We start from the raw sequence: 20,611 nt of genomic DNA, 5'->3' as shown, positions 1-20,611 counted from the left end.
ATGCACTTCCGTTCGCTCTACCGAATTTCGTTCGCCGCTACGATGCTCTGTTCCTCGATCGCGTTCGCACAAGCGCATCCTGACACACGAGCTGCCGACAAGATGCCGACGGCAGAGGAACGCGCCAACCCGCCCAAGACCTGGATCGATAAAGACACCGGACACCGCGTGATTCGACTGACCGATGAACCTGGCTCCGCAAGCTTCTACTTCAACGTGAACGGCTACACGCCGGACGGCCACGAGATGGTCTACACCGCGCCGGACGGCATCCATGTGCTGGACCTCACGACGCACAAGACCCGCTCCGTGGTGAAGGGCATGCTGCACACCATCATCGTGGGCCACAAGACGCCGAGCATCTTCTATATCAAGCCCGAAGAGAACGCGATCTACAAAACCAACGTCGACACCGGCGAGACGAAGCTCCTCGCAAAAATTCCCCCGCACGGCAATATCTCGACCGTGAACGCCGACGAGACTCTTGCGGCAGGAACCTACGACGAGGTCGACCGCCCGAACGAGCAGTTCGGACATAACGATGGCAAGTCCACTCCAACCATCAGCCCCCAGACCAGCCCGCTGGAACAGGCTGCGAATAAAGGCGAGATGATGGAGCGCCGCCTCGCCGCGCGCATCCCACTCGTGCTCTACACGCTCGACCTCACCGGCAACGGCAAGATCACTCCCCTGCTGCACAGCACCGACTGGGTCAACCACCTGCTCTTCTCCCCCAGCGATCCCAGCGTGCTGATGTACTGCCACGAAGGCCCATGGCAAGCTGTAGACCGCATCTGGACCATCCGCACGGACGGCACGCATAACCAACTCATGCACCAGCGCCACATGGCCATGGAGATTGCGGGCCACGAGTTCTGGGGACAGAACGGCGAAACCGTCTACTACGACCTGCAGACACCCAAGGGCCAGGACTTCTTCCTCGCCTCTCTAAACCTGACCAACGGCGAGCGCCGTTGGTATCACATGGACCGCAACGAATGGTCGATCCACTTCAACGTCTACAAGGATGGCGAACTCTTCACCGGCGACGGTGGCGACCCTGGCCAGGTAGCCAAGGCCCACGACGGCGAATGGATCTACCTCTTCCATCCGGAGCTCCTAAAGAACACAGGCCTGCAGAGCAAGGACTTCGTGCAACCCGGCGTGCTCCACGCGGAGCGCCTGGTCAACATGTCGAAGCACAACTACGCCCTCGAACCCAACGTAAGCTTCACGCCGGACGGCAAGATGATCATCTTCCGCTCCAACATGTTCGGTCCAACCTACGTCTTCGGCGTAGAGATAGAGAAAGCAAAGCCCTAAACATTGCATGCAACAAGAAAGGCGCCCGTAACGGGCGCCTTTCTTGTTGGTATAACGTGCTTCGCAGGAAGCATCGTGCTATCCCATCGAGTTCAGCACCTTGTCTGTCGCGCAAAGCGTTCGTTTCATTTATGGCACGAACGCCATGTTGATTAATGTGCGCCCATGGAATTTATTACCGAGTTGAGTGTTCAGTATCTAGACATCTTTGCGCCCGACACGAAAGGAACCATGCTCCCACAATTGCCTACCCCAAAAGCCTTCAAACGTTCGCCCGCCCTGGAAAATTCCAGTTGGTACAAGGGAATCTTAGTCAGCCAACTCGCCGGTGAAACCGATACCGGTGGAGCCTTCGATCTTATCTTGGGAAAGATGAGAAAGGGGACCGAACCTCCACCTCATGTCCATGAGCGAGATGATGAGTTTTTTTACGTCCTCAAGGGAAGTATGGCGGTCTACACAGAAGGCCAAAGATTCGACGTTGCCTCCGGGGAATGCATGTTTCTCCCCAAAGGCAATCCGCATGCATTCCTGGTGCAATCGGATGAGATCGAAGTCCTGACCTTCATCACCCCAGGTGGCTTTTTGAACGCCGTAAACCAAATGAATATCCCGGCGCAAAAGATGGAGATTCCCACCGACGAAGTGTTCACCTACGCAACGATGGACCTCACGAAGACCATGGAAATCTTCGAAAAATATGGGGTCCGCTTCCTCTCCCCAGAAGAGATCGCGCAACAAATGCCGCAGTTTCACCTCCCCTGTTAACTAACGGGGAGGGCCCCGAGCACCCCAAAAAGGCGCAACGCTGCTGCAAATCGGTAATAACGTAGAGCCTTCGTTTCATGTATGGCACGGCTTCAGAGCTGAGCCATAAATGTCTACGTCTAAGGACTAGCGCGGAAGGCCTTCGATGAACTTGTCCACCTCTCGCAGTACTTCTGATTCGTTCGAATTGAAGACGAAGTGGTCCGCATTAGGCATACGCACGATGTGGGCCGATGGAACAACTGCTTTCAGCGCTTCGGCATGTTCCTCTGTAAACACTGCGTCTCTACCGGCAGCCTCACGCTGTTGTTCATCCTGGAGCATGCCCTCTCCGGGCAACTGGTGTCGATAAGCAAAGATCGCAAGAACAGGCACAGTCATCTTTGTGAACTTCTGCTGTCCAGTAAGCATCGCGGCCAGTTGAGGTGGTGGCAGTTCGGACGAATCGGAGGGAGGCGGATTGTCGTTCATTTGCTTCAGCAGCGATTCAAGGTCTTTCGTAAGACGGGGTAGCTGGCTCAATAGCTCGCGCAACTGGTCTCGCTTATCAAGAGGCAATTTACCCGGATCGATCGTCGCAAGTTCCTCACGGACATCGCGCACATCGATTTCAAGGTTGCCGAAGCGCGGATCGTAGAACGCATACCCATAAGCTGCATCAAGATAAATGAGCCCAGAGACCATTTCGGGATGCGCTGTGCCAACGGCGCTCAACTCTTCTCCGCCGAAAGAGTGCCCAATCAACACCGCCTTGGGAATCTTGAGATAGGCCATCACAGCAACCACATCTGCTCCAAGTCGAGCTGCCGTGTAGTTTGTCGCCGTGGGTGCGGGAGTGCTGGAATTTCCAATGCCTCGAGGCGTGATGCCGTACACATGGTGTGCTGAGGAGAGTTTTACTGCGAACGCATCGAACGAGTGAGCTGTCATACCGAGTCCCGGGATCAGGATGACCGGGCTTCCTGCTCCGCCCCAATCCAAAACTTCAAGCCGAACGGAAGGTTCAACCTCCACGGCCAGAACCTCGTGTTTCGTTCGATCTTCCTGCGGAACTTCCGGTGATTGACAGGTGGCCGCTCGGACTGCCACAGCTAAGATAAGTGCGAGTAGGCAGCCTTTCAAATTGCTCTCCTGAGAAAGAACTCTACAGGAAGGCTCGGCGAGGTGATCCGTCTCGAGAAACAAGCTTCTGTTGATGAAGCGATGATGGAGGCCAGCAACAGGCCAACCGGGGTGGCTGCAGGTAGGCGAGGAGTGCAACACCGCCCCTCAAATATAAGAGCTAAAATTTTCTGGACAATTTGTCGAATTCCGGTCTCGCCGTTCGTCGTTATAGTGAAGGCGGGGAAACGAGCCCGGCTGAAGACCATTCTAGGAGACGATATGCCGCAATATCTGGTTGCTATTCACCACCCCGACAACTATGACCCGTCCGCAGAGAGCGAAGCGATGGTCCGCGATATCGATGTACTCAACGAAGAGATGGCGGCTGCCGGTGCCAGGTTCTTCGCCGGCGGCCTGCAATCGGCATCCCACGCGAAATCACTGCGTAAGCAGCCCGGCGGAGAGGCGGTCCTCACCGATGGACCCTACCTTGAGGCCAAGGAACACATTGGCGGCTTTTGGATACTCGACGCAGCCAACATGGATGAGGCCGTGGCCTGGGGACGCAAAGCCGTCGTCGCCTGCCGCGCATCGGTCGAGGTGCGTGAGTTCCTCGCAATGCCAACAGAATAGAAACTCCAATCTCAGAACCAGGAGACTCAAATGAGAAAGCTCAAAATCTTCGAACACATCTCGCTGGACGGCGTGATCCAGCACACCGCCGATGACGACAACTTCCCCTACGTCGACTGGAACACGCCCTATCGGACCCCCGCTGGCCGGGATGCACTCTTCGCCGCGTGTGGCGGGAGCTTCGATGTGCTGCTGGGCCGTCGCGCCTACGATATCTTGTCCGGCTTCTGGCCAAAGGCGCCGAGCAATCCGATGGCGGACGCTCTCAATGCGGCAACAAAATATATCGCTACCCACCGTCCGGAGAGTCTCGAATGGGGCCCGTTCGAGGGCCTTGGACCGGACCTCGTCGAGGGCGTTCGCCGCATCAAGTCGCAGGACGGCCCGGACATTGTCCTCTGGGGCAGCTCCACGCTGACATCGACGCTACTCGAACATGGGCTTGCGGATGAGGTCCTGCTGTTCGTCTATCCGGTCCTGCTGGGCACGGGAAAGCGATTCTTTGCGGAAGGGACCCCGGCACGCTCCTTCGAACTCATCAGCTCAAAAGCTCTGCCCTCAGGCATCGTCATGAGCACGTACAAGGCCGCCGGACCGTTGAAGACCGCATAATATGGAGGTGCGTAACGTCAGTTAGCTGCTGCAAGCAGCGGCTTAAAAAGCTCGCTATTACAGTGCCATCTCCATAAAGACGTTTGCGCGCACATAGGGATTCGGTCGCAGACGCTCCGGAGGTACATGCTGGAACCCGACTGTCTCGTACAGGTGCACTGCATGAGGCAGCTTGGTACTGCTGCCTAAAAACAGCGACTTCGCTCCGAGTTCCCGAGCCTGCGCAATGGCGTACTCGATCAGTCTCCGACCGATTCCCATCCCGCGCAGCTTCGGCGATATCGCCATCTTCGAAAGCTCATAGACGCCGCCTTCCATCGGGATCAACGCGACGCATCCCACCGCCTCACCCTCAGCCGACACCACAAAGACTCGCCCCCCTTTGTCTACGATCATCTGTTGTGGGTTTCCGAGTATTTCGATGTCCTTCGCCTCCAGCGAGAAGATCTTCGTAATCCACTCCTCGTTCAACGTCCGGAACGCCGTCGCGTCATCGACCGTCGCCATCTCCCGAATCTCGATCTTCATCGCACACCAACCATCTGGGCGCTTTCCAGCCAGAGCCCGGTCATGGCCGTGTCGCTTTGCGCCAGCTCCGAAGGCTCAGGCCACGTCAGCTTTCCCTTCACCAGTGAGGCGTAAATTCGACCGGACGGCGGCACAATCGTTCCGAGTCCCAGATCGGCAATCGCATCTCCTGCCTGCTCGAGCGTATTCACGGGACGAAGTTTAGACGCCACCCCCATCATCAACTTTGCCCACCAGGGCCACGCGCGAAACAGCGACGTGCCGGGAGTCAGTCCGGGATTGTAGGCAATGACCCGCATGCCATGGATCTGCGCATCGGAAGAAGCCTCGAATGCACGCGCAGTGAGGAGGTTGCAGAGCTTTGAGCTTGCATAAGCCCTGATCCCCGGGCCGAAGCCTTTGTTCTTATCTTTGGGATGAGCCAGCGCCTCGGGATCGAGTTCCTTTGGTCCGAATGGAACCATCTTGGGATCGTGGACGTCGCTCGTAGTAATAACGATGGTGGCATTATTCGCGAGACCACGTGTCAGAAGCCTGAGCAGAAGATAATGCGCGAGGTGATTGATCGCGAATGTGGATTCGAATCCATCCCCTGTCCTATGCCTGGTGCTTCCGAACTGCGCCCCGGCATTCAGGATGAGGATGTCGATCTTTGTCCCGGCCAACTTCTTCGTGAGCGATTGAACGAAAGACCGAACACTCGAAAAGCTCGCCAGATCCAATGGCAGGGCCTCGATCGAAGGATTCTTACTGTCGCGCGCCCCCAGGATCAATTTCGTGTTCGGAGTGTCGGAGATTCTCTTCGCGGCCACTGCACCGAAACCGGCAGTTCCACCTGTCATAACAACTGTTCTCATTGAATCAATCCCCTCTCTGGAACTGAATAGATTGCGGATGCTAGCGGCAACGGCGGGCTGAGCTACTATTGAGACTCTACATATAAATGCCTAGACAGTCAACTACAGATAAAGCATCAGTAAGACAATGAAAGGAATTAACCAATGATGATTGACTGTCTAGACGTGTACGTGTAGGGTGAAAACATGCCAAGGCCGAGGAGCGACGAGAAAAGAATTGCGATCTTAGAGGCCGCGACGCGTGTCATCGTGAAGCAGGGCCTGAGCGCCCCGACCATGGTCATCGCAAAAGAAGCCGGAGTGGCGAATGGCTCTCTCTTTACCTACTTCGAAACCAAGACGGATCTCTTCAACCAGCTCTTTCTTGAGCTGAAAATGGAAATGGCAACCGGCGCGATGAATCTTCCGGTGGATGCCGAGGTTCGTGAGCAGTTCTTTCATCTGTGGAAGAAGTGGATGAACTGGGCAATCTCGAACCCGGAGAAGCGGCGAGCGATCGCACAACTCAGCGTATCCGACGAGATCACTCCGGTAACCCGTGCAGCGGGACACAAGATGATGGCCCACGTCGCCGATCTGTTGGAGCGTGCTCGCGCCCACGGACCTATGCAGAAAGTGTCGATGGTTTTCCTGGTCGCGCTCATGAACTCGGTGGCGGAGGCGACCATGGACTTCATGACACAGGATCCGGCCAACGCAAAGAAGCACAGCAAAGAGGGTTTCGAGGCTTTCTGGCGGATGCTGAATTGACCAGTTGCTGCGCGAGTTATTGATCTGTTGCTTTGTGAGTTGTTGGTCAGCTGCTTTGTGAGTTGTTGATCAGCGAGGCCGAAGCAGACATACGGGCATGGCCATATTGACGCGGCGAATATCCCATCTCCCTCTTGAACGCGAAGCAAAACGCGCTCTCGGACTCATAGCCAAGAGAAGAGGCGATGGACGAAACCGGGTCGCTCGAGTTCACCAACTTGTGGCTCGCACGGCGCATACGCCAACGCGTCAGGTACTCCATGGCAGAAGTCCCAACCTTTTCCTTGAAACGTACAGCGAAGGCTGATCGCGACATGCCCACATGTTCTGCCAGCGTCTGTAGCGTCCATCGATTGCCGGGGTTCTCATGCATTGCTGTAATGGCGGCACCAATCTGCCTGTCGGCCAGTGCGGAGAGCCATCCAACACCTCCCGTTACCGCATCCACCAGGTACAGTCCAAGCACCTCTACCAGCATCATCTGAGCGAGGTACTCTCCAAGCAGCACTCCCCCGGGCTGGGGCTCACGAATCACCTTCATCATGCGCTCCAGATACCACCGCATGGTGGCCCGGTCTGCATCCTTGCGGATGTGTACGAGAGTCGGCAGCACACCCAGCAGGATGTCGGCATCGTCATGATTGAAGGTAAATAACGCGCTCAGCGCGAGGCACGCACCGCCGCCCTGCCAGCACAGAACATTACCGTTTAGAGGTGCGGTAATCACGCTCATGATGTCGAGCGGAGTTACGGCCAAATCGCTTGCGAGGCGGAAAGCGCGTCCGTGCGGCAGGACAACAAAGTCCCCCTCTTGAAGACGAACAGTGTCGTCCACGCCCTCCACCGAAAGACAGCACTGACCGGAAACGATGGCAAAGCATCGGAAGGATCGATCCTGCTCGAACTGAAACGACCAGTCTCCACCCGCATCGATGCCTCCTGACATGTATCCGCGAGGATTCAGTAGCGAAAGCACATCCGAAAGCGGGTCAGCAGCTAACTTGGACGATCTCGATATAAATTGCGACTCCATAGCATAGATTGTAGGCCGCTAATGCCATAGCGTTCACGTAGGAGATTCTTCGAATGCGTGTTTTTGTCACAGGTGCTACGGGATTCATCGGGTTTGCTATCGTCAAGGAACTCATTGCGGCAGGTCATCAGGTCACGGGGCTTGCACGCTCGGCAGCCTCGGGAAAGAAGTTGACCGACGCTGGCGCACGCGTGCTGGTGGGTTCCGTAGAAGATCTCGATCTCCTGCGGCGCGCCACCTCCGCTGCCGATGGCGCCGTACACACGGCCTACTATCACAAGATCTCGCATATACCGTTCGGCAAGCGTATGGGCGTATTCCTGGGTGGCGCGCCAGGGGGCATCGTTCAAAGGTTCATGCTCTCGGGAGTCGAAGCCGACCGGCTCGCCTTGAAGACGATCGGTCAAGCGTTTTCCGGGACAGACCGTCCTCTGGCGGCCACCTTCGCCACCATGGCATTGAAACCAGGACAACTCGCTACCGAGGATCAATCCTACGACCCAACCTTCTTCGCAGCTCCTCGCGCCGAGACAGAGGATCTGTTGCAAGAGTTAGCTTCGAGCGGCGTTCGTACCTCCGCCATCCGCCTTCCGCCCATCGTGCATGGCGCCGGCGATCAAGGCTTCACGCAGAGGCTCATCGCGATTGCGCGAAAGAAGAAAGAATCGGGATACGTCGGCGACGGTCTCAACCGTTGGCCGTCGGTCCACCGGTTCGATGTAGCCCGTCTCTTCCGGCTCGCCCTGGAGAACGGGCCGAAAGGTGGAACGTACCACGGCGTGGCCGAGGAAGGTATTCCGTTCCTGCACATCGCCAACCTGATCGGACGGCACCTGAAGGTACCCGTCGTCAGCAAAACTGCAGAGCAGGCAAAGAAGCAGTTCACCTTCCTCACAGAGTTCGTTGCGAAAGACAACCCCACATCCAGCCAATTGACGCAGGAACGCTTAGGTTGGAAGCCAACACACCCAGGCTTGCTTACCGATCTCGATCAGACAGACTACTTCACAAGCTAAACCCCGGCCAGAAGACTTAGGGCGGAGTTCAACTCAGCCGTAATTTAGAAGTTTGAGAGGATGCTTAGAAACATCCTCTCAGCAACCCTGTCGTGAATTGGCCTTACGCAGGAAGCAATCCTGCTGCGCGGTAGCTTTCGATCAGGCTATCGTAGAGAGCGATATCTGCCCGGCTCCTTGCCATGAGTTGTGCGCCCACGATTCCAGAGTAGATAGCACGTGCCCGCTTCTCGGCCTCCTTGGGGCTGGCAACTTTAGCCGCAATCAGCACCTTCTTCAGCCAGGCGATATTGACATCAGCAAAAGCTTGAACTTCCGTCTTTACTAAGTCAGGCAGATCGTCGAACTGCGCAGACATAAAGCTGCAAAGGCAGATACGATTGTCGTTCTCCAGCGCCCAGCGAAAGGTTTCAGGGTAGCGGCGCAACGCTTCCAGCGGACCGGATGAACTCTGCAGCAGCGATTCAAGATAGGCTGCCGAGTCTTCCCAGTAACGCTTCGCAACCGCCGTGGCCAGTTCAGCCTTGCCCGGAAAGTGATAGTAAACACTCGCTGCTTTGATTCCAACCTGTTGAGCCAAATCACGAAAGTTCAAACCGGCATAGCCGTGAGCCTGCGCAACAAGCTTCGCGGCGGCCAAAATATCTTCGCGGGCATTTGTGCTCATCACAACCCTCCAAACTTTCGCGCGGCAAAAAAGTCTCTACTTTTTTGAATCTACCATGTGGCAGGTAGAATCTCAATCATACAACCTGTCTGCTGGCAGGTAGAGGGGCAACCATGAGCACAGAACTGATTTATACCGATGCAACGAAGCTGGCCGAACTGATCCGCACACGCGAGATCTCCCCGGTCGAAGTCATGAAGACGCACCTCGATCGCATTGAGGCCGTCAACCCCAAGGTCAATGCAATCGTCACAATTGCCGATGGTGCCTTGGAATCCGCCAAAGAAGCAGAAGCGGCCGTACTGCGGGGAGATGAACTGGGCCCCCTGCACGGTGTGCCCTTCACGGTGAAGGATTCGATCGACACCGCGAACGTACTGACCCAACGTGGATCGCCGATCTTCAAAGGACGCACACCCGAGACCGATGCGACCAGCGTTGTGCGCATGAAGAAGGCAGGAGCGATTCTGCTTGCGAAGACCAACCTTCCTGAGTTTTCCTACTGGATTGAAAGCGACAATCTGCTCACCGGCCGGACGAAAAACCCCTGGAACCTAGACCTGACGCCGGGTGGCTCAAGCGGTGGCGAGTCGGCAGCGATCGCGGCGGGCATGTCTCCGCTGGGCCTGGGTACGGACCTTGGGATCTCCCTGCGTGGTCCGGCGGCCCACACGGCCATTGTGTCGCTCAAAGCAACGCACGGACGTGTGCCCATGACGGGTATCTGGCCGCGTGAACCGCGCCGTTTCTGGCATGTGGGCCCGATGGCACGGAGCATTCGCGATCTGTCGTTGGCCTTTTCGCAGCTTGCCGGACCTGACGGTCAGGACGGCTACTCCAGCAGCGCCATCCCCTTTGATGCCGGCGTTGGTAGCTCCAACAAACGTCCGCTTCGTGTGGGCTGGCTGGTAGAACCCGGCTTTGGACCAATCGACCGCGAGACCGCCTCTACCGTAGAAGCTGCCGCGGAAGCTCTCAAAGGCTTCGGCCACACCGTCGAGTCCGCACGCATCCCTGCCCTCGAGCGCGACTTTGGCCTCGATGTGTTCAGTCGTCTGCACGTGCTGGAGATGAAGCCCGGATTCGTGAAGACTACGGCTGGCCGCAGCGAAGATGAGATCTCCTATATGGCCAGGTTCATGCTCGGGCTGCCCGATACGCCTGCGGCGGACTACATCGATGCAGTGCAGGGAGCGGAGCGGCTGAAGGATGGCTATGCCGAGTACTTCCAGAAGTACGACGTACTGCTCACCCCGGTTCTGCCGACGCCATCCTTCAAGCATGGCCAGGAAGAGTTGGTGATCAATGGCCAGACGATTGGCGCCATGGGCATCATGAATATCACATCGCACTTAAATGTTACCGGCCTGCCCGCCGTTTCCATGCGGTTCGGCACAAGCCAGGAAGGAATGCCGATCGGAGTACAAATCGTTGGTAGCTGGCAAGCCGAGTCGACAATTCTTTACATCGCTTCCCTTCTCGAGCAGGTTAGCCCTGTAAGCGATCTGCACCCGAATCTCTAAATCGCTCCAGGCTACGAGCAAGCAGGAGCGGACGAACGCTCTTGCTTGCTCCCTACGATTTAACGCTGAACAACGACCGGGCCGGCTGATTTCAGTCCTGTCCACTTTGCGCGCAACACCAATCATGCGGGGACCGACTCGGCTGCAAAAAAATAGTCCAGTCTCGCCCCTTTCAGCCGACATTACTGCTCAAGCGATACGTCGACAACCCCGGCAGCAACAGCTCCACGGTCAGCCGAATAGGAGGTACTCGTATTGAATCGCGCGTCGAAAGAGCATCCGGAGAAATCCATGGCAAGCTCAAATGTCTTGAAGGATTGAGCAGGAATATCCCCGACAACAATTGGGAAGCCCGTCAAAATCGATGGCTGACAAGCCCCCTGGCCGCTCACTTGCACGAAAGCGAAAGAATTCACCTGCGCTGCCTGGAGCGGTTCGTTACCGAGATTCGCCAGCTCAAGCGTCCAGACACGGTTAACGGATGTTCCTTTGCGAGAGACAAGCCCCATGGCGAGGTGATTGGCCGGTTCGGAAGGCCCGATGACAATCTTATCGACTCCAGGAGCATCTTCTTTGCCGCCCCCCACGGTGATGCTGTTCTTGCCTTGCTTCAGCGCGACCGGAATCACCATGCTGGTCGGAAGAGAATCGCTATCTCCTGTGAGGCTCAACTGAAAGGGTTTTTCATGATTGACTTTGATCCAAAGCGGCCGGGTCCCTTGCGCCACAAAATCAATCTCCATCATGTACACGCCGTCGGCCTGGACCACAACATTGTCGAAGAGGACATCGTTATCCGGCTTTCCCCCGAGAGTGATGACCTTCGTATTCCCCGAACAATACTCGCAGGGAGTGTGCGTCGCATTCCCCTCAAGGACGCCGACCTCGGCATCGTAGACCCCGATGTGCGAGTCAGAAAGGTCTCCGTTCCCGATGATCGTGATGACGTCAAGATAGGGAGCCATGCCGGTAGGATTCGTAAATCGGATCGTGTTCTCTCCGCTCTTCAAGAACACAGGAACGATTGTGTTTGAGGGCACGCCGAAGCTGCTGCCGCCGATCTTCACTGCCGTTTCCGCGCCGCCGTTGGGCTGATAAAAGAGATCGCTCGGCCCATAGGTTGCGGCGTCGATCTTCATGCGGTAAATTCCCGACTTCTCTACAGAAACTCCCTCAATATCGACGTAGTTTTCTTTTTCCAGCCCCAGCTTAACCACCTCGTGTCCGGAGGCGCATCCGCCGGGGCAGCGAATGAAGGCTGTCTTCCCGTGGGTCTTCCCCAGGAACGCCGGATAGGACTGGGAACTCTGGGGATCCACGACGCCGGATTTCGATACCCGTAAGAGTCGAGCACCGTGCCCGAGAATGACGCTGGAAAACTTCTGCTTGAATGGACCAAGATCCTTGCGATTCCACACATCGCGGACGTTCAATGCGTCCAGAAAGCCAAGGTCTTTCCATCTCACCGTAACTTCGGCTGGAAAAGCGTTGAGATTGAAGAGCGCAACGTAGAACACTCCATTGCTCGGCGCGCTGCCCCATACGGGCGTGAGTCCACCGGCTAGCTGCGTAGCAGGTTCCCCTGACTGATCGACGCCAAGCACCTCATCGTTGGTCAGGAGGTTCGTCCCATCCGAATCGATAGCACTGATATCGCCGCCAACATAGATCGGCGCATTGGCCATGGCCCACAGGGTGATCGCCGACTGTTGCTCAACACCCGACAAACCGACAGTAGCTGGCGTTCCTATTTCGAGCGGTCCAAGATCGTTCCATCCCGTTTGCGCACTGGTGAAGTTCTGCCACCCGATCAGATCGAACCAGCGTTCTGAAGTCAGGGCCCAGTCGGTAAGAGTGCTGCAAGAGCCTTTACATTCGATCGCAGCTCCAATGCGGCGGGCATTGCTATAGCTCCCCCAGGTGCTGAAATCGCCCAGCTCGACTCCCGTTGAGACGGTAAGCCACATGGGGCGTCCTGATTTGCTGATCGCCTGAGCCCAGGCCTGAACCTCCTCCTGGTTGTCCACTGTCAGCACGCCGGAGCCTGGCGCGACGCCATCGAGCCGTATGTAGTCCACTCCCCAGGAAGCGAAGAGGTTCACGATTGACTCAACATAGAGTTGTGCTGCCGATTGGCTGAAATCGATCTTCAGATTAGAAAGAGACGTTGTCGCATCGGATGCTGCAAATGCGTTTCCCGGAGCGTGAGGAACAGCGAGGATGTCTTTGACATACTGGGTGCCCCCTGAAATCAGCGGATTGGACTGCACGACTTCCTGGGCGGCACCGGGCCGCCAGTAGATGCCGGCCTTCTGCCCGTTTTGGTGAATGTGCGAGATGAGCGCCGATATGTCCGGAAATAACGCGGAGTTCGGTGTGGGTCTCCCACTCGAGTCGTAACCCTTCTGCCATCCGTCGTCGATATTGATATAGGTGAAACCGTGTTCTTGCAGAACCGAAGATCTCAGCGCGTCTGATTGCGCTTCGATATTGGTCTGGTTCAGAAAGCCACTCGATTGAGTCTGCGAGCTGAAACTGCTCCAACCCAGATACGGAAGCGCGGCGACGTTAGTAGATTGTCCAAGTGCTTTAGGAAGCACTGTTGTGGCTAAAAGCAATGCCCAGCAGAAGAGCTTGATTCTGAACCGGTTCGCAACCGTTACGTGCGCCGATCTTCCAAGGCGGGTCCTGGGCTTCCGGGCACCCAGATAACTCTCTAGTGTGTAAGGCATGATGAGCTCTTGATCTTCGGTATCGAAGAATGGACGAGAAGCCCCTCAAAAGGTCACCCAATCGACTCGTTAAAATCAGGCAAGACGAATCTTATGGATGCGGCGCATCGCTCTAAAGGCACGACGCTGCTGCAAATCGGTCTCATGGGTAAGGGCCGATTTACGTAAAGAGCACGGGTTCAAGCCCCGAAGGGGCGACGCCATCACAGCCCAAGGTGAGGACGCAAAGCGCGCTACAAACATTCGCACCGCACTCTGCGTCAAGGGTGAGGACGCAAAGCGCGCCACAAGCATTCGCATCGCGCTCTGCGTCAAGGGTGAAACCCTGGGTCAGTATGACCTGCGAGATGTAAGCCCTGAAAGGGCGCTCTATCGGGACCAACCAGTTTTTTGCCCGCATCCCCACAAAATCGTCATCCTGAGCGAAGGCACTCGCGCACTTTGCGAGTGCCGCAGTCGAAGGACCCCGATGGTCTATATCGTGCCCATGACGCTGGGACCTTTTCCACCACGAAAACCCAGGCTAGAGCGCTCAATCTAGAAGTTGAAGCTCAACCTATGCCTTCGACCCAACATGACACAGCACCTCCGTTTCCTTACAGGCTTTCGTTTCGTTAAGGGCACGGCTTCAGAGCCTGCCCTGAGCGTGTCGAATGGGTGCCACAAAGCCTACATCAGGACTACCAATGTTCCGAGGAGTCAGTCCCTGTAGGCGCTCTTTCATAACGTTGCCAGATTACTTTCGACAAACTGGCTTGCCGTCACCCACCATCTGACCAGTTGCTAGTTATCTGAAGGCTTCTTCTCGATGTGATCAATGACAAACACGCGGACCGGAACTCTGGAAGGCTGCAGTTTGAGACCAAGCTGCTCCTGGGTGGCTGTGAAGATGTTGGGGACGTCCTGCTCTGAGGAGGCATTTGATCTCATTGCGATGGACTCAGGAGTCCATCGAAGTTCGACATCATATCTGCCCGTCAGATTTGTCTTGTCCGATATCGGCTTCGACAAAAGCCACGAGAGGCTTCCTGCCAGGTCACTGGCAGTGAGGTTGTAGCCCTTGGTGTGACCTGGGGAATTCGTAAGGCTTCCGCACGCAGCGCCTTTGGGAAGCAGCTCAGAATTTGAGAGGTATGGAGGGCAATCGCCTTTGAGAATCGATACGCTGAGTTTACCGGGCCTCATAACCACGAGGTCGTAACCTGGTTGTTCCTTCGTCTCCCAGTGGTATTTGAGTTGAAACCGATCTGCAAGCAGCACCTGAACCATAAGGTGGATATCGTCGAAGTTCGGGTCGGCCTCTGCAGGTTTCGCATCCACATCGTAATGTTCTGATTTGATCCAACCGGGCGTGCCAGTGATCTGGTACGGCTGCACCTCGAAGGCGTAATGGATGAGCATCCACAGAGAACAATTACTAGCCGTGAATCTTCCACCAGGATACGGCTGGAAATTATCCGTGTCCTCGATATCGTTTGGGTCGTGGGCTCGAACGGAAGCCACTTCGAAAGAAGGCCGCTGCGGACCGGAGGGCTCTGTCGGGACTTGCGCGGTTGTTCCGGTCGAAATCGATGCAACAACTACTAGTGCACAAAGTACCGTTAGAAACTCCCTATATAAATGCTGCAACCGGAACATTTGTTCTCCAATCGAGAAAGCGACCGAAATCACATAGACAAGATAGCAGTAGGGTTGGAGACGACAATCTAGAATCCGTTCCCGAACCTGGAACGGCAAGCATGCCAGAAACACGCCTGCGACCCCTTCCGCAGCCATAGGAAACGGGGAACGCGCCGGGTGCCCCACATCCGCTCTCGATGCGCTGCACATCTGTCTCGTTAAGGGCACGGCTTCAGAGCCTGCCCTGAGCGTAGTCGAATGGGTGCCACAAATGCCTACATCACCACGCGACTTTAGCGCGAAGCGCGTTCCGGGATGCTTCAGCGTCACGGAGACGGAGGGGTAAGGGAGGCAATCGCCTTTAGGCTACGGAATAAGGGCCAGGCAAAATGTGGCCTTTAGGCCCGGGCCTTTCGTTCGATGTACCAAAAATGCCCGAGCCCAATTACCGATGTGCCTTCGCTTCCCCAACGCTAAAGCGCTTCAAAATGCGATCCGCGCTCGATCCGCGCTGCCAGTCAAGCTGATTTCGCAGTGCACGGGCTTTGTATCCACTCTCTCGTTCTGAAGGCTAAGGATGACTACCCGGAAACGCACTTCTGGTGATTAGGCGATTGCTGACGAGATGCCGACTTATCGGTACTGATCTGAGTCGGCGGGTCCAATGGCGCTTTCTCAACCATTCGGACAACAGGGCGGCACTTCCCTATCGACAGCTTGACGCGCGAGAATACAGTCATGCGCGAACTGACTCAGACAATTCCTGACGTAGATGCACTGTTGACCATGGAGCCTGAGGTGCTTGGCGCCAAAATGCTTTTTCTTTTGAAGAAGCGGGCCAGCCACAGTGGGGAAAAGTTCAACGCCGGCAACCTCAACGGGGAACTTTGGCATAACTCGAACATGCCTGGCGTTGCGCATCCCTACTCGCAATCCAGCAGGGATGAGGTAGATCTTGCTATTGCAGAAGCGTGGCAGTGGCTCATCGCTCAGGGATTTCTCGTCCCGGTCCCGCACTCTGGCGACTGGGTAGTGCTCAGTCGGAGGGCACTCAAGTTTCAGGATGAGCAAGCCGTCGCCATATTCTCAGTGGCGCGAATGCTTCGAAAAGAAGTCCTGCAGGCCCAAATCGCAAATACCGTGTGGGGCGCGTTGATGCGCGGAGAGTTTGCCGCTGCGGTTTTTCAAGCTATGAAGGCCGTGGAAGTCGCAGTCCATGAGGCCCTTGGCAAACCAGCGAACCTTCGAGGGGTTGATCTCATGCGTAAGGCATTCCATGCACAGGACGGGAAGCTTACGGATTTGACCACTGAAGTGGGAGAGCGGCAGTCGCGCTCTGATTTGTTCGCGGGCGCTATCGGCTCATTCAAAAATCCGCATTCGCACCGCAATGTGACGCTCTCGGACCCGATCGAAGCAATCGAGGCCGTCATGCTTGCTAATCATCTGCTCCGTATCGTTGCGTCACGGGTTGAAGCCAGCAATCGACCATAAGCACGAACATGCGAACGGGCGGCGGCGCAATCAGGGCTGCTAGTCAACGCGAAGATGGGCATAGGGGATTGCGATGCAAACTAACGCAGACAGGAATGACAGTCGAGGAAATGAGAACGGGACGATACAAGACGCCGCTTCCACCCCGCAGACGTGGGCCGAACTCATCGAGAGGCGGTCGGATTATCCAGAGATCATCCACAAATGGCTGCAGGTGATGGGCCGCCTAATCGTTCGCACAAAGGTACGAGAGGACGATGAATTGGGAGACCTCATTGTGGGATGTATGTTCGCTTCCCACCGGGACATAAACGACCTCATGACTCTCAGCCATACGGATTCGCATCATGGGGCGCAGTACTGTCTCCGCGCGTTATTTGAACGCATTGTGACGCTCAAATATCTATTTCAAAAGCCGGAGCATCTGCAGGACTTCAAAGCTTACGACGCGGTGGACTGGGATCAGATTATGAGCGGGATTTATGAAAATGTTGGGATCTCTATGGAACCAGAGGCACGCGCAAATCTCTCTAAACGAGCGGCAGAATTGCGTAAGAAGAACAAGCAGGAAAAATGTCAAGTTTGTAAAAATCAGCGACCAGTCTCGTGGACGCGGGTTGATACGCGACAAATGGCGAAGCAGGTTGGACTGGACCACCTTTACCTGATGGGCTTCACCATTCCGTCAAAGCTAATGCATCCGACGCTCTGGGGAACACGTGACAGGCTGACACACAATACGCCGCTCTATAACACTCTCCACTGTATGCACCATCTGCTGATTGAAATCCTGATGATCCATCGCGGGCATTTCGTAGGCAAGCAATACGTTACGCCGATCATGGGAAATGCGATTCTAGATTTCCTCGGCGTTTATGTGTATTCGCAAACATCATTCGATGGCGTATTGCGACGCGGCCAAGAACGAAACGGACAGCATATCTATTACGGCTTCTAGGGAGACTAGGTTCGCTCGGAAGGGAGCGTCATAGCTTCGAAAATCTAAGGTTCGCTAACCTGCATGATTTAGTCCTGATAAACGCGCATAGCGGAAGCAACGACGGAGACGCGTCACTGATGACAAGCCGACTTCCCGGGACCAATCCAGCGACCTCTGCCGGGGTTCGGTAGAGGTCGCCGGCTAGATGTATAGAGAAATCGGTTAGTTTCCCGGTTATTTCGAGGCCGTCCATGGAGAGGTTATAGCCAGTTATCGTTTTCTCAAATTGATAGTTGGTTGGACCCACGGGGAGCACCTCTCCATAGGCGTATGGCACCCAATTGGTAAGGCCCATTTGCATGAGGTCACGGTTTGATTCTTCAAGCTGCGAAGCGAGAGGTAATTGGCTGAAATCTGGAAGCTTGGGCTGAGCTGAGACGGTGGCGCCGGAGCGGTCAACGAAGACCCGATATCTTATCGGTTTCAGAAGCTGTGCAAGAGGACTGTCCGTTCGAGCTGCCTTGCCAAAATTGCTCTTGAGATACTGATCGAAGTCGACGTCAATCGCACAGTCGAAGTTGATGAGACCCGCCCGGAAAGGAGTGTCATAAAGCGCCTTGGTCTTGGCGAGCAAGGCTACGGCTTCACTCGGAGATCTTGCAACCTTCGGGGATTGACAGAACGAAGTGACGTACGAGATCGCGAGGATGGCGATGAGGAGATAACGGGGCATGGCCTATGCTACCGCGCCCTCGACGATGAGGGATGGCCGGGTACCCCACGCTCCTGATATGTGTGACTTCGCGCACGCAAGGCATTGCGTAGACCAGCTATCGCTGACGAGAAGATGGTTTCGCGTTACCCAATATCCCCTGCCGTGCGGAGCCCATCGCGACGGAGCGGCCGGTTGCTGCATCCTTATTGAAGGACGGCTCGGTGCGTGGACTGGCTTCCGCAGCGAGACGAGCGAAGTGGCCGCACTCGTCGCTTTCGTGGCAAGGCCCGATGCTGCCTATATCACGGGTGCGAACCTCACGGCCGACGGCGATACCAACGCATCATCGTTGATTTCATCTAGGCGAAGCCGAGATCTCCGGGCGAAGTAGAGGCCGTCACCCAACATAGCTCTTTTGAGATGAAGTTATCGAGAACTCCCGGCAGATACGTACCTACGTACCCCATCTCCAGTAACACGATTCTTGCCAGAAGGTCATGAAGATGCTGGTTGTAGCGCAAGACGTCCTGGATCGCGGCGCTCGTGGCAAGGTCCAGGAAACCGACGTGGATGACACCCCCGCGGTACTTTGACAAGACTGTCGCCCACTCGCTGATTCCGTCCGTCCGAGGATGAAGCGTATAGAACGAATTGATGACGGCTTCGTCCTCCAAATTGAACATCCTGCAAAGAGCCGAAACCGCCAAGCCAAACATGGCTTCGCGTTGCGAAGCGGATTTGACTCTCGCAGCCACCCGCTCAACTCGCACGGCAGACGCGTCATCGCTGGCGGCCCGGATGGTCTGTGCAAGACTCACCATCTCGACCGAAGTGCGTTGAAGGATCGCGCTAACCGCCGCCCGGTGAGAGACATCAATTCCGGCGATTAGGTCCTCTGACGATAGATTGTGGACTTTGGTGAGCGATTCAAAGCCACGAACCAAATGGTCGTAGGCGTTCTCCAAATCGGGCTTGTTCTGACCGGCTGAAGTTAGGTGTTCCGCAGCGACGCGAATGTACCTGCGTTTGGCAGCCGGTAAAGCTAGGAATGAGTCAATCAGTGCGCCGGTGGCTCCAGAGCGGCTATCGAAAATCTCGTGAATCAAGGGCTTCACAGGCGAGTAGCGTCGGCGGGCGGTCGCGATGTGGAACCGGCGTGCCAATCGTCCGTCTTCACCACGAACCTCAACAAATGGAAATCCGACGAAGTTTCCGGTTGCCACGCAAAGAGCGTAGAGGATGTCGGTTGGGAGCCAGGACTCAATCTCATCGACCGTACTCCATGGAAGCGACGATACCCCTCCGACCATCATGGCGGTGGCAGCCGAAGGAAGTTTGCGAGCATGCAAATCGTCCGCCCTTTGCTTGTAGTCTGGCAGCGCCTCGATGAAACATCGCGTCGCATTCCAAGTGAATGCGATCAAGCTGTTCTTCGAATGCGCAATCGATTCGGCTCTGATTGCATCACTCTCCGACATCCCCTCGGGAACCGGAGGCGTGGGATACATTCTCAGTGGATGCCTGTCGAGCTCGGGAAAAGCCTTGCGAAAGTCGGAAACGAAGTTGACGAGCGGAACGACCCAGTAGACGCCTTGGACAGCGTCCTTTGGAGTGAACTCTGCAGCCAGGGTTATGAGTTCAAGTCGAACCTCAATCGATGCGCCAATCGATGTGTCGTTCTTGCTGACATGCACTTCTCCCGCAGAGAAGACCCCGTCTGCACACACGACTTGGAGCGCTTTGAAGACATCGATCTGCGAGAGGATCTGCATGGCTTTGGTCGCTGATGCAGGATCGATCTCGATCAAGATCTTGCAGCGATCCGAATCGCTCCAACTAACGCGACCTGTTCCAGTAAGAACGATGTTGTCATCAGCGGTAAGGGTCGCATCTCCGCTGTACTCTCCAGATATTGTGAACCAGTCATTCAATTGCGGGGTAACTTCACTTAAATCCATGCTGTTCGCTTATCTCCCAAATACTGAGTATCTCAGGAACGGACGAACGATCTGCATTACCGTCCGTCATCGAAAAGCAGGTCAGGAAATTTCTGATGTGGTTTCAAGGGGAAGGTGCAGGAGGAGGAACGAGCTTGTTACGAGACTACCACTCGCCATTCCGCCGCCCCGGTTGCTGACGAGAATACGACTTATGAGGACCGACGAGACATCTGTCCCGGTACCACAGGGGCTTTAGTGAAAATCCACCCAGATTCACAAGGATTGGGTATTGAGGAGGTTGCTTGAAACTCACCGAATGTTTAACACGACGATGTTTAGGGAATCGATCAGGGATA

General features: G+C 55.7%; 19 protein-coding genes. 10 read left to right on the top strand and 9 right to left on the bottom strand.

Annotated features, from left to right (window positions below):
* Together ACIX8_RS11555 and ACIX8_RS11550 are read left to right on the top strand one after the other, a co-directional pair.
* Entirely contained in the window at window positions 1-1,323 is a 1,323-nt protein-coding gene (locus tag ACIX8_RS11555) for an oligogalacturonate lyase family protein (RefSeq protein ID WP_014265519.1), read from the top strand.
* A gap of 165 nt (window positions 1,324-1,488) precedes the next feature.
* Window positions 1,489-2,091 (top strand): cupin domain-containing protein, encoded by a 603-nt coding sequence (locus ACIX8_RS11550; RefSeq protein WP_014265518.1) that lies wholly within the window; start codon window positions 1,489-1,491, stop codon window positions 2,089-2,091.
* A gap of 126 nt (window positions 2,092-2,217) precedes the next feature.
* Here the strand turns inward: ACIX8_RS11550 and ACIX8_RS24555 are convergent, their stop codons facing one another.
* A complete protein-coding gene (locus tag ACIX8_RS24555) occupies window positions 2,218-3,105 on the bottom strand; it encodes an alpha/beta fold hydrolase (RefSeq protein WP_014265517.1) in 888 nt (295 codons plus the stop codon).
* Window positions 3,106-3,474: 369 nt separating this feature from the next.
* On the opposite strand from ACIX8_RS24555, the gene ACIX8_RS11540 reads away from it, so the two are divergent.
* A complete protein-coding gene (locus ACIX8_RS11540) occupies window positions 3,475-3,828 on the top strand; it encodes a YciI family protein (protein ID WP_014265516.1) in 354 nt (117 codons plus the stop codon).
* A gap of 30 nt (window positions 3,829-3,858) precedes the next feature.
* On the top strand, window positions 3,859-4,440 hold the full coding sequence (locus tag ACIX8_RS11535; protein ID WP_014265515.1) for a dihydrofolate reductase family protein: 582 nt from the start codon (window positions 3,859-3,861) through the stop codon (window positions 4,438-4,440).
* Between the two features lie 57 nt (window positions 4,441-4,497).
* Here the strand turns inward: ACIX8_RS11535 and ACIX8_RS11530 are convergent, their stop codons facing one another.
* Both ACIX8_RS11530 and ACIX8_RS11525 read right to left on the bottom strand, forming a co-directional pair.
* A complete protein-coding gene (locus ACIX8_RS11530) occupies window positions 4,498-4,968 on the bottom strand; it encodes a GNAT family N-acetyltransferase (protein ID WP_014265514.1) in 471 nt (156 codons plus the stop codon).
* The gene (locus tag ACIX8_RS11525) at window positions 4,965-5,825 is read right to left on the bottom strand and encodes an SDR family NAD(P)-dependent oxidoreductase (RefSeq protein ID WP_044176607.1); all 861 of its coding nucleotides are present in this window, start codon (window positions 5,823-5,825) and stop codon (window positions 4,965-4,967) included. Before ACIX8_RS11525 ends, ACIX8_RS11530 begins: the two co-directional genes overlap by 4 nt.
* 186 nt (window positions 5,826-6,011) lie before the next feature.
* Between ACIX8_RS11525 and ACIX8_RS11520 the strand changes: the two genes are divergently transcribed.
* Window positions 6,012-6,575 (top strand): TetR/AcrR family transcriptional regulator, encoded by a 564-nt coding sequence (locus ACIX8_RS11520; RefSeq protein ID WP_014265512.1) that lies wholly within the window; start codon window positions 6,012-6,014, stop codon window positions 6,573-6,575.
* A 46-nt stretch (window positions 6,576-6,621) separates the two neighbouring features.
* Here the strand turns inward: ACIX8_RS11520 and ACIX8_RS11515 are convergent, their stop codons facing one another.
* Complete coding sequence (locus ACIX8_RS11515; RefSeq protein WP_014265511.1) at window positions 6,622-7,608, bottom strand: AraC family transcriptional regulator; 987 nt, start codon at window positions 7,606-7,608, stop codon at window positions 6,622-6,624.
* Between the two features lie 53 nt (window positions 7,609-7,661).
* Here ACIX8_RS11515 and ACIX8_RS11510 point away from each other — a divergent pair, with 53 nt between their 5' ends.
* Window positions 7,662-8,624, top strand: a complete 963-nt coding sequence (locus ACIX8_RS11510; protein WP_014265510.1) for an SDR family oxidoreductase — start codon at window positions 7,662-7,664, stop codon at window positions 8,622-8,624.
* A 103-nt stretch (window positions 8,625-8,727) separates the two neighbouring features.
* Here ACIX8_RS11510 and ACIX8_RS11505 read toward each other — a convergent pair whose 3' ends face one another.
* Entirely contained in the window at window positions 8,728-9,291 is a 564-nt protein-coding gene (locus ACIX8_RS11505; RefSeq protein WP_014265509.1) for a TetR/AcrR family transcriptional regulator, read from the bottom strand.
* A gap of 113 nt (window positions 9,292-9,404) precedes the next feature.
* On the opposite strand from ACIX8_RS11505, the gene ACIX8_RS11500 reads away from it, so the two are divergent.
* On the top strand, window positions 9,405-10,814 hold the full coding sequence (locus tag ACIX8_RS11500) for an amidase (protein ID WP_014265508.1): 1,410 nt from the start codon (window positions 9,405-9,407) through the stop codon (window positions 10,812-10,814).
* A 182-nt stretch (window positions 10,815-10,996) separates the two neighbouring features.
* On the opposite strand, the gene ACIX8_RS11495 is transcribed toward ACIX8_RS11500, so the two are convergent.
* Window positions 10,997-13,546, bottom strand: coding sequence for an alpha-galactosidase D (locus ACIX8_RS11495; protein ID WP_014265507.1), 2,550 nt, complete (start codon window positions 13,544-13,546; stop codon window positions 10,997-10,999).
* Between the two features lie 783 nt (window positions 13,547-14,329).
* A complete protein-coding gene (locus ACIX8_RS25240) occupies window positions 14,330-15,184 on the bottom strand; it encodes a TIGR03435 family protein (RefSeq protein WP_014265505.1) in 855 nt (284 codons plus the stop codon).
* A 720-nt stretch (window positions 15,185-15,904) separates the two neighbouring features.
* Here ACIX8_RS25240 and ACIX8_RS11480 point away from each other — a divergent pair.
* Window positions 15,905-16,660, top strand: a complete 756-nt coding sequence (locus ACIX8_RS11480; RefSeq protein ID WP_014265504.1) for a TIGR02391 family protein — start codon at window positions 15,905-15,907, stop codon at window positions 16,658-16,660.
* A gap of 73 nt (window positions 16,661-16,733) precedes the next feature.
* Window positions 16,734-17,618 (top strand): DUF5677 domain-containing protein, encoded by an 885-nt coding sequence (locus tag ACIX8_RS11475; protein WP_014265503.1) that lies wholly within the window; start codon window positions 16,734-16,736, stop codon window positions 17,616-17,618.
* A gap of 28 nt (window positions 17,619-17,646) precedes the next feature.
* Here the strand turns inward: ACIX8_RS11475 and ACIX8_RS11470 are convergent, their stop codons facing one another.
* Entirely contained in the window at window positions 17,647-18,333 is a 687-nt protein-coding gene (locus ACIX8_RS11470; protein WP_014265502.1) for a hypothetical protein, read from the bottom strand.
* Here ACIX8_RS11470 and ACIX8_RS26200 point away from each other — a divergent pair.
* Window positions 18,332-18,706: a hypothetical protein gene (locus ACIX8_RS26200; RefSeq protein WP_223295520.1), complete on the top strand. Its 375-nt coding sequence runs from the start codon at window positions 18,332-18,334 to the stop codon at window positions 18,704-18,706. The two genes, ACIX8_RS11470 and ACIX8_RS26200, sit on opposite strands and share 2 nt — an antisense overlap.
* Here the strand turns inward: ACIX8_RS26200 and ACIX8_RS11465 are convergent.
* Complete coding sequence (locus ACIX8_RS11465) at window positions 18,675-20,273, bottom strand: hypothetical protein (protein ID WP_014265501.1); 1,599 nt, start codon at window positions 20,271-20,273, stop codon at window positions 18,675-18,677. The two genes, ACIX8_RS26200 and ACIX8_RS11465, sit on opposite strands and share 32 nt — an antisense overlap.
* Between the last annotated feature and the right edge of the window lie 338 nt (window positions 20,274-20,611).

Source organism: Granulicella mallensis MP5ACTX8 (assembly GCF_000178955.2).
GTDB lineage: Bacteria > Acidobacteriota > Terriglobia > Terriglobales > Acidobacteriaceae > Granulicella > Granulicella mallensis.
This window is presented reverse-complemented; position numbering and strand designations above follow the sequence as displayed.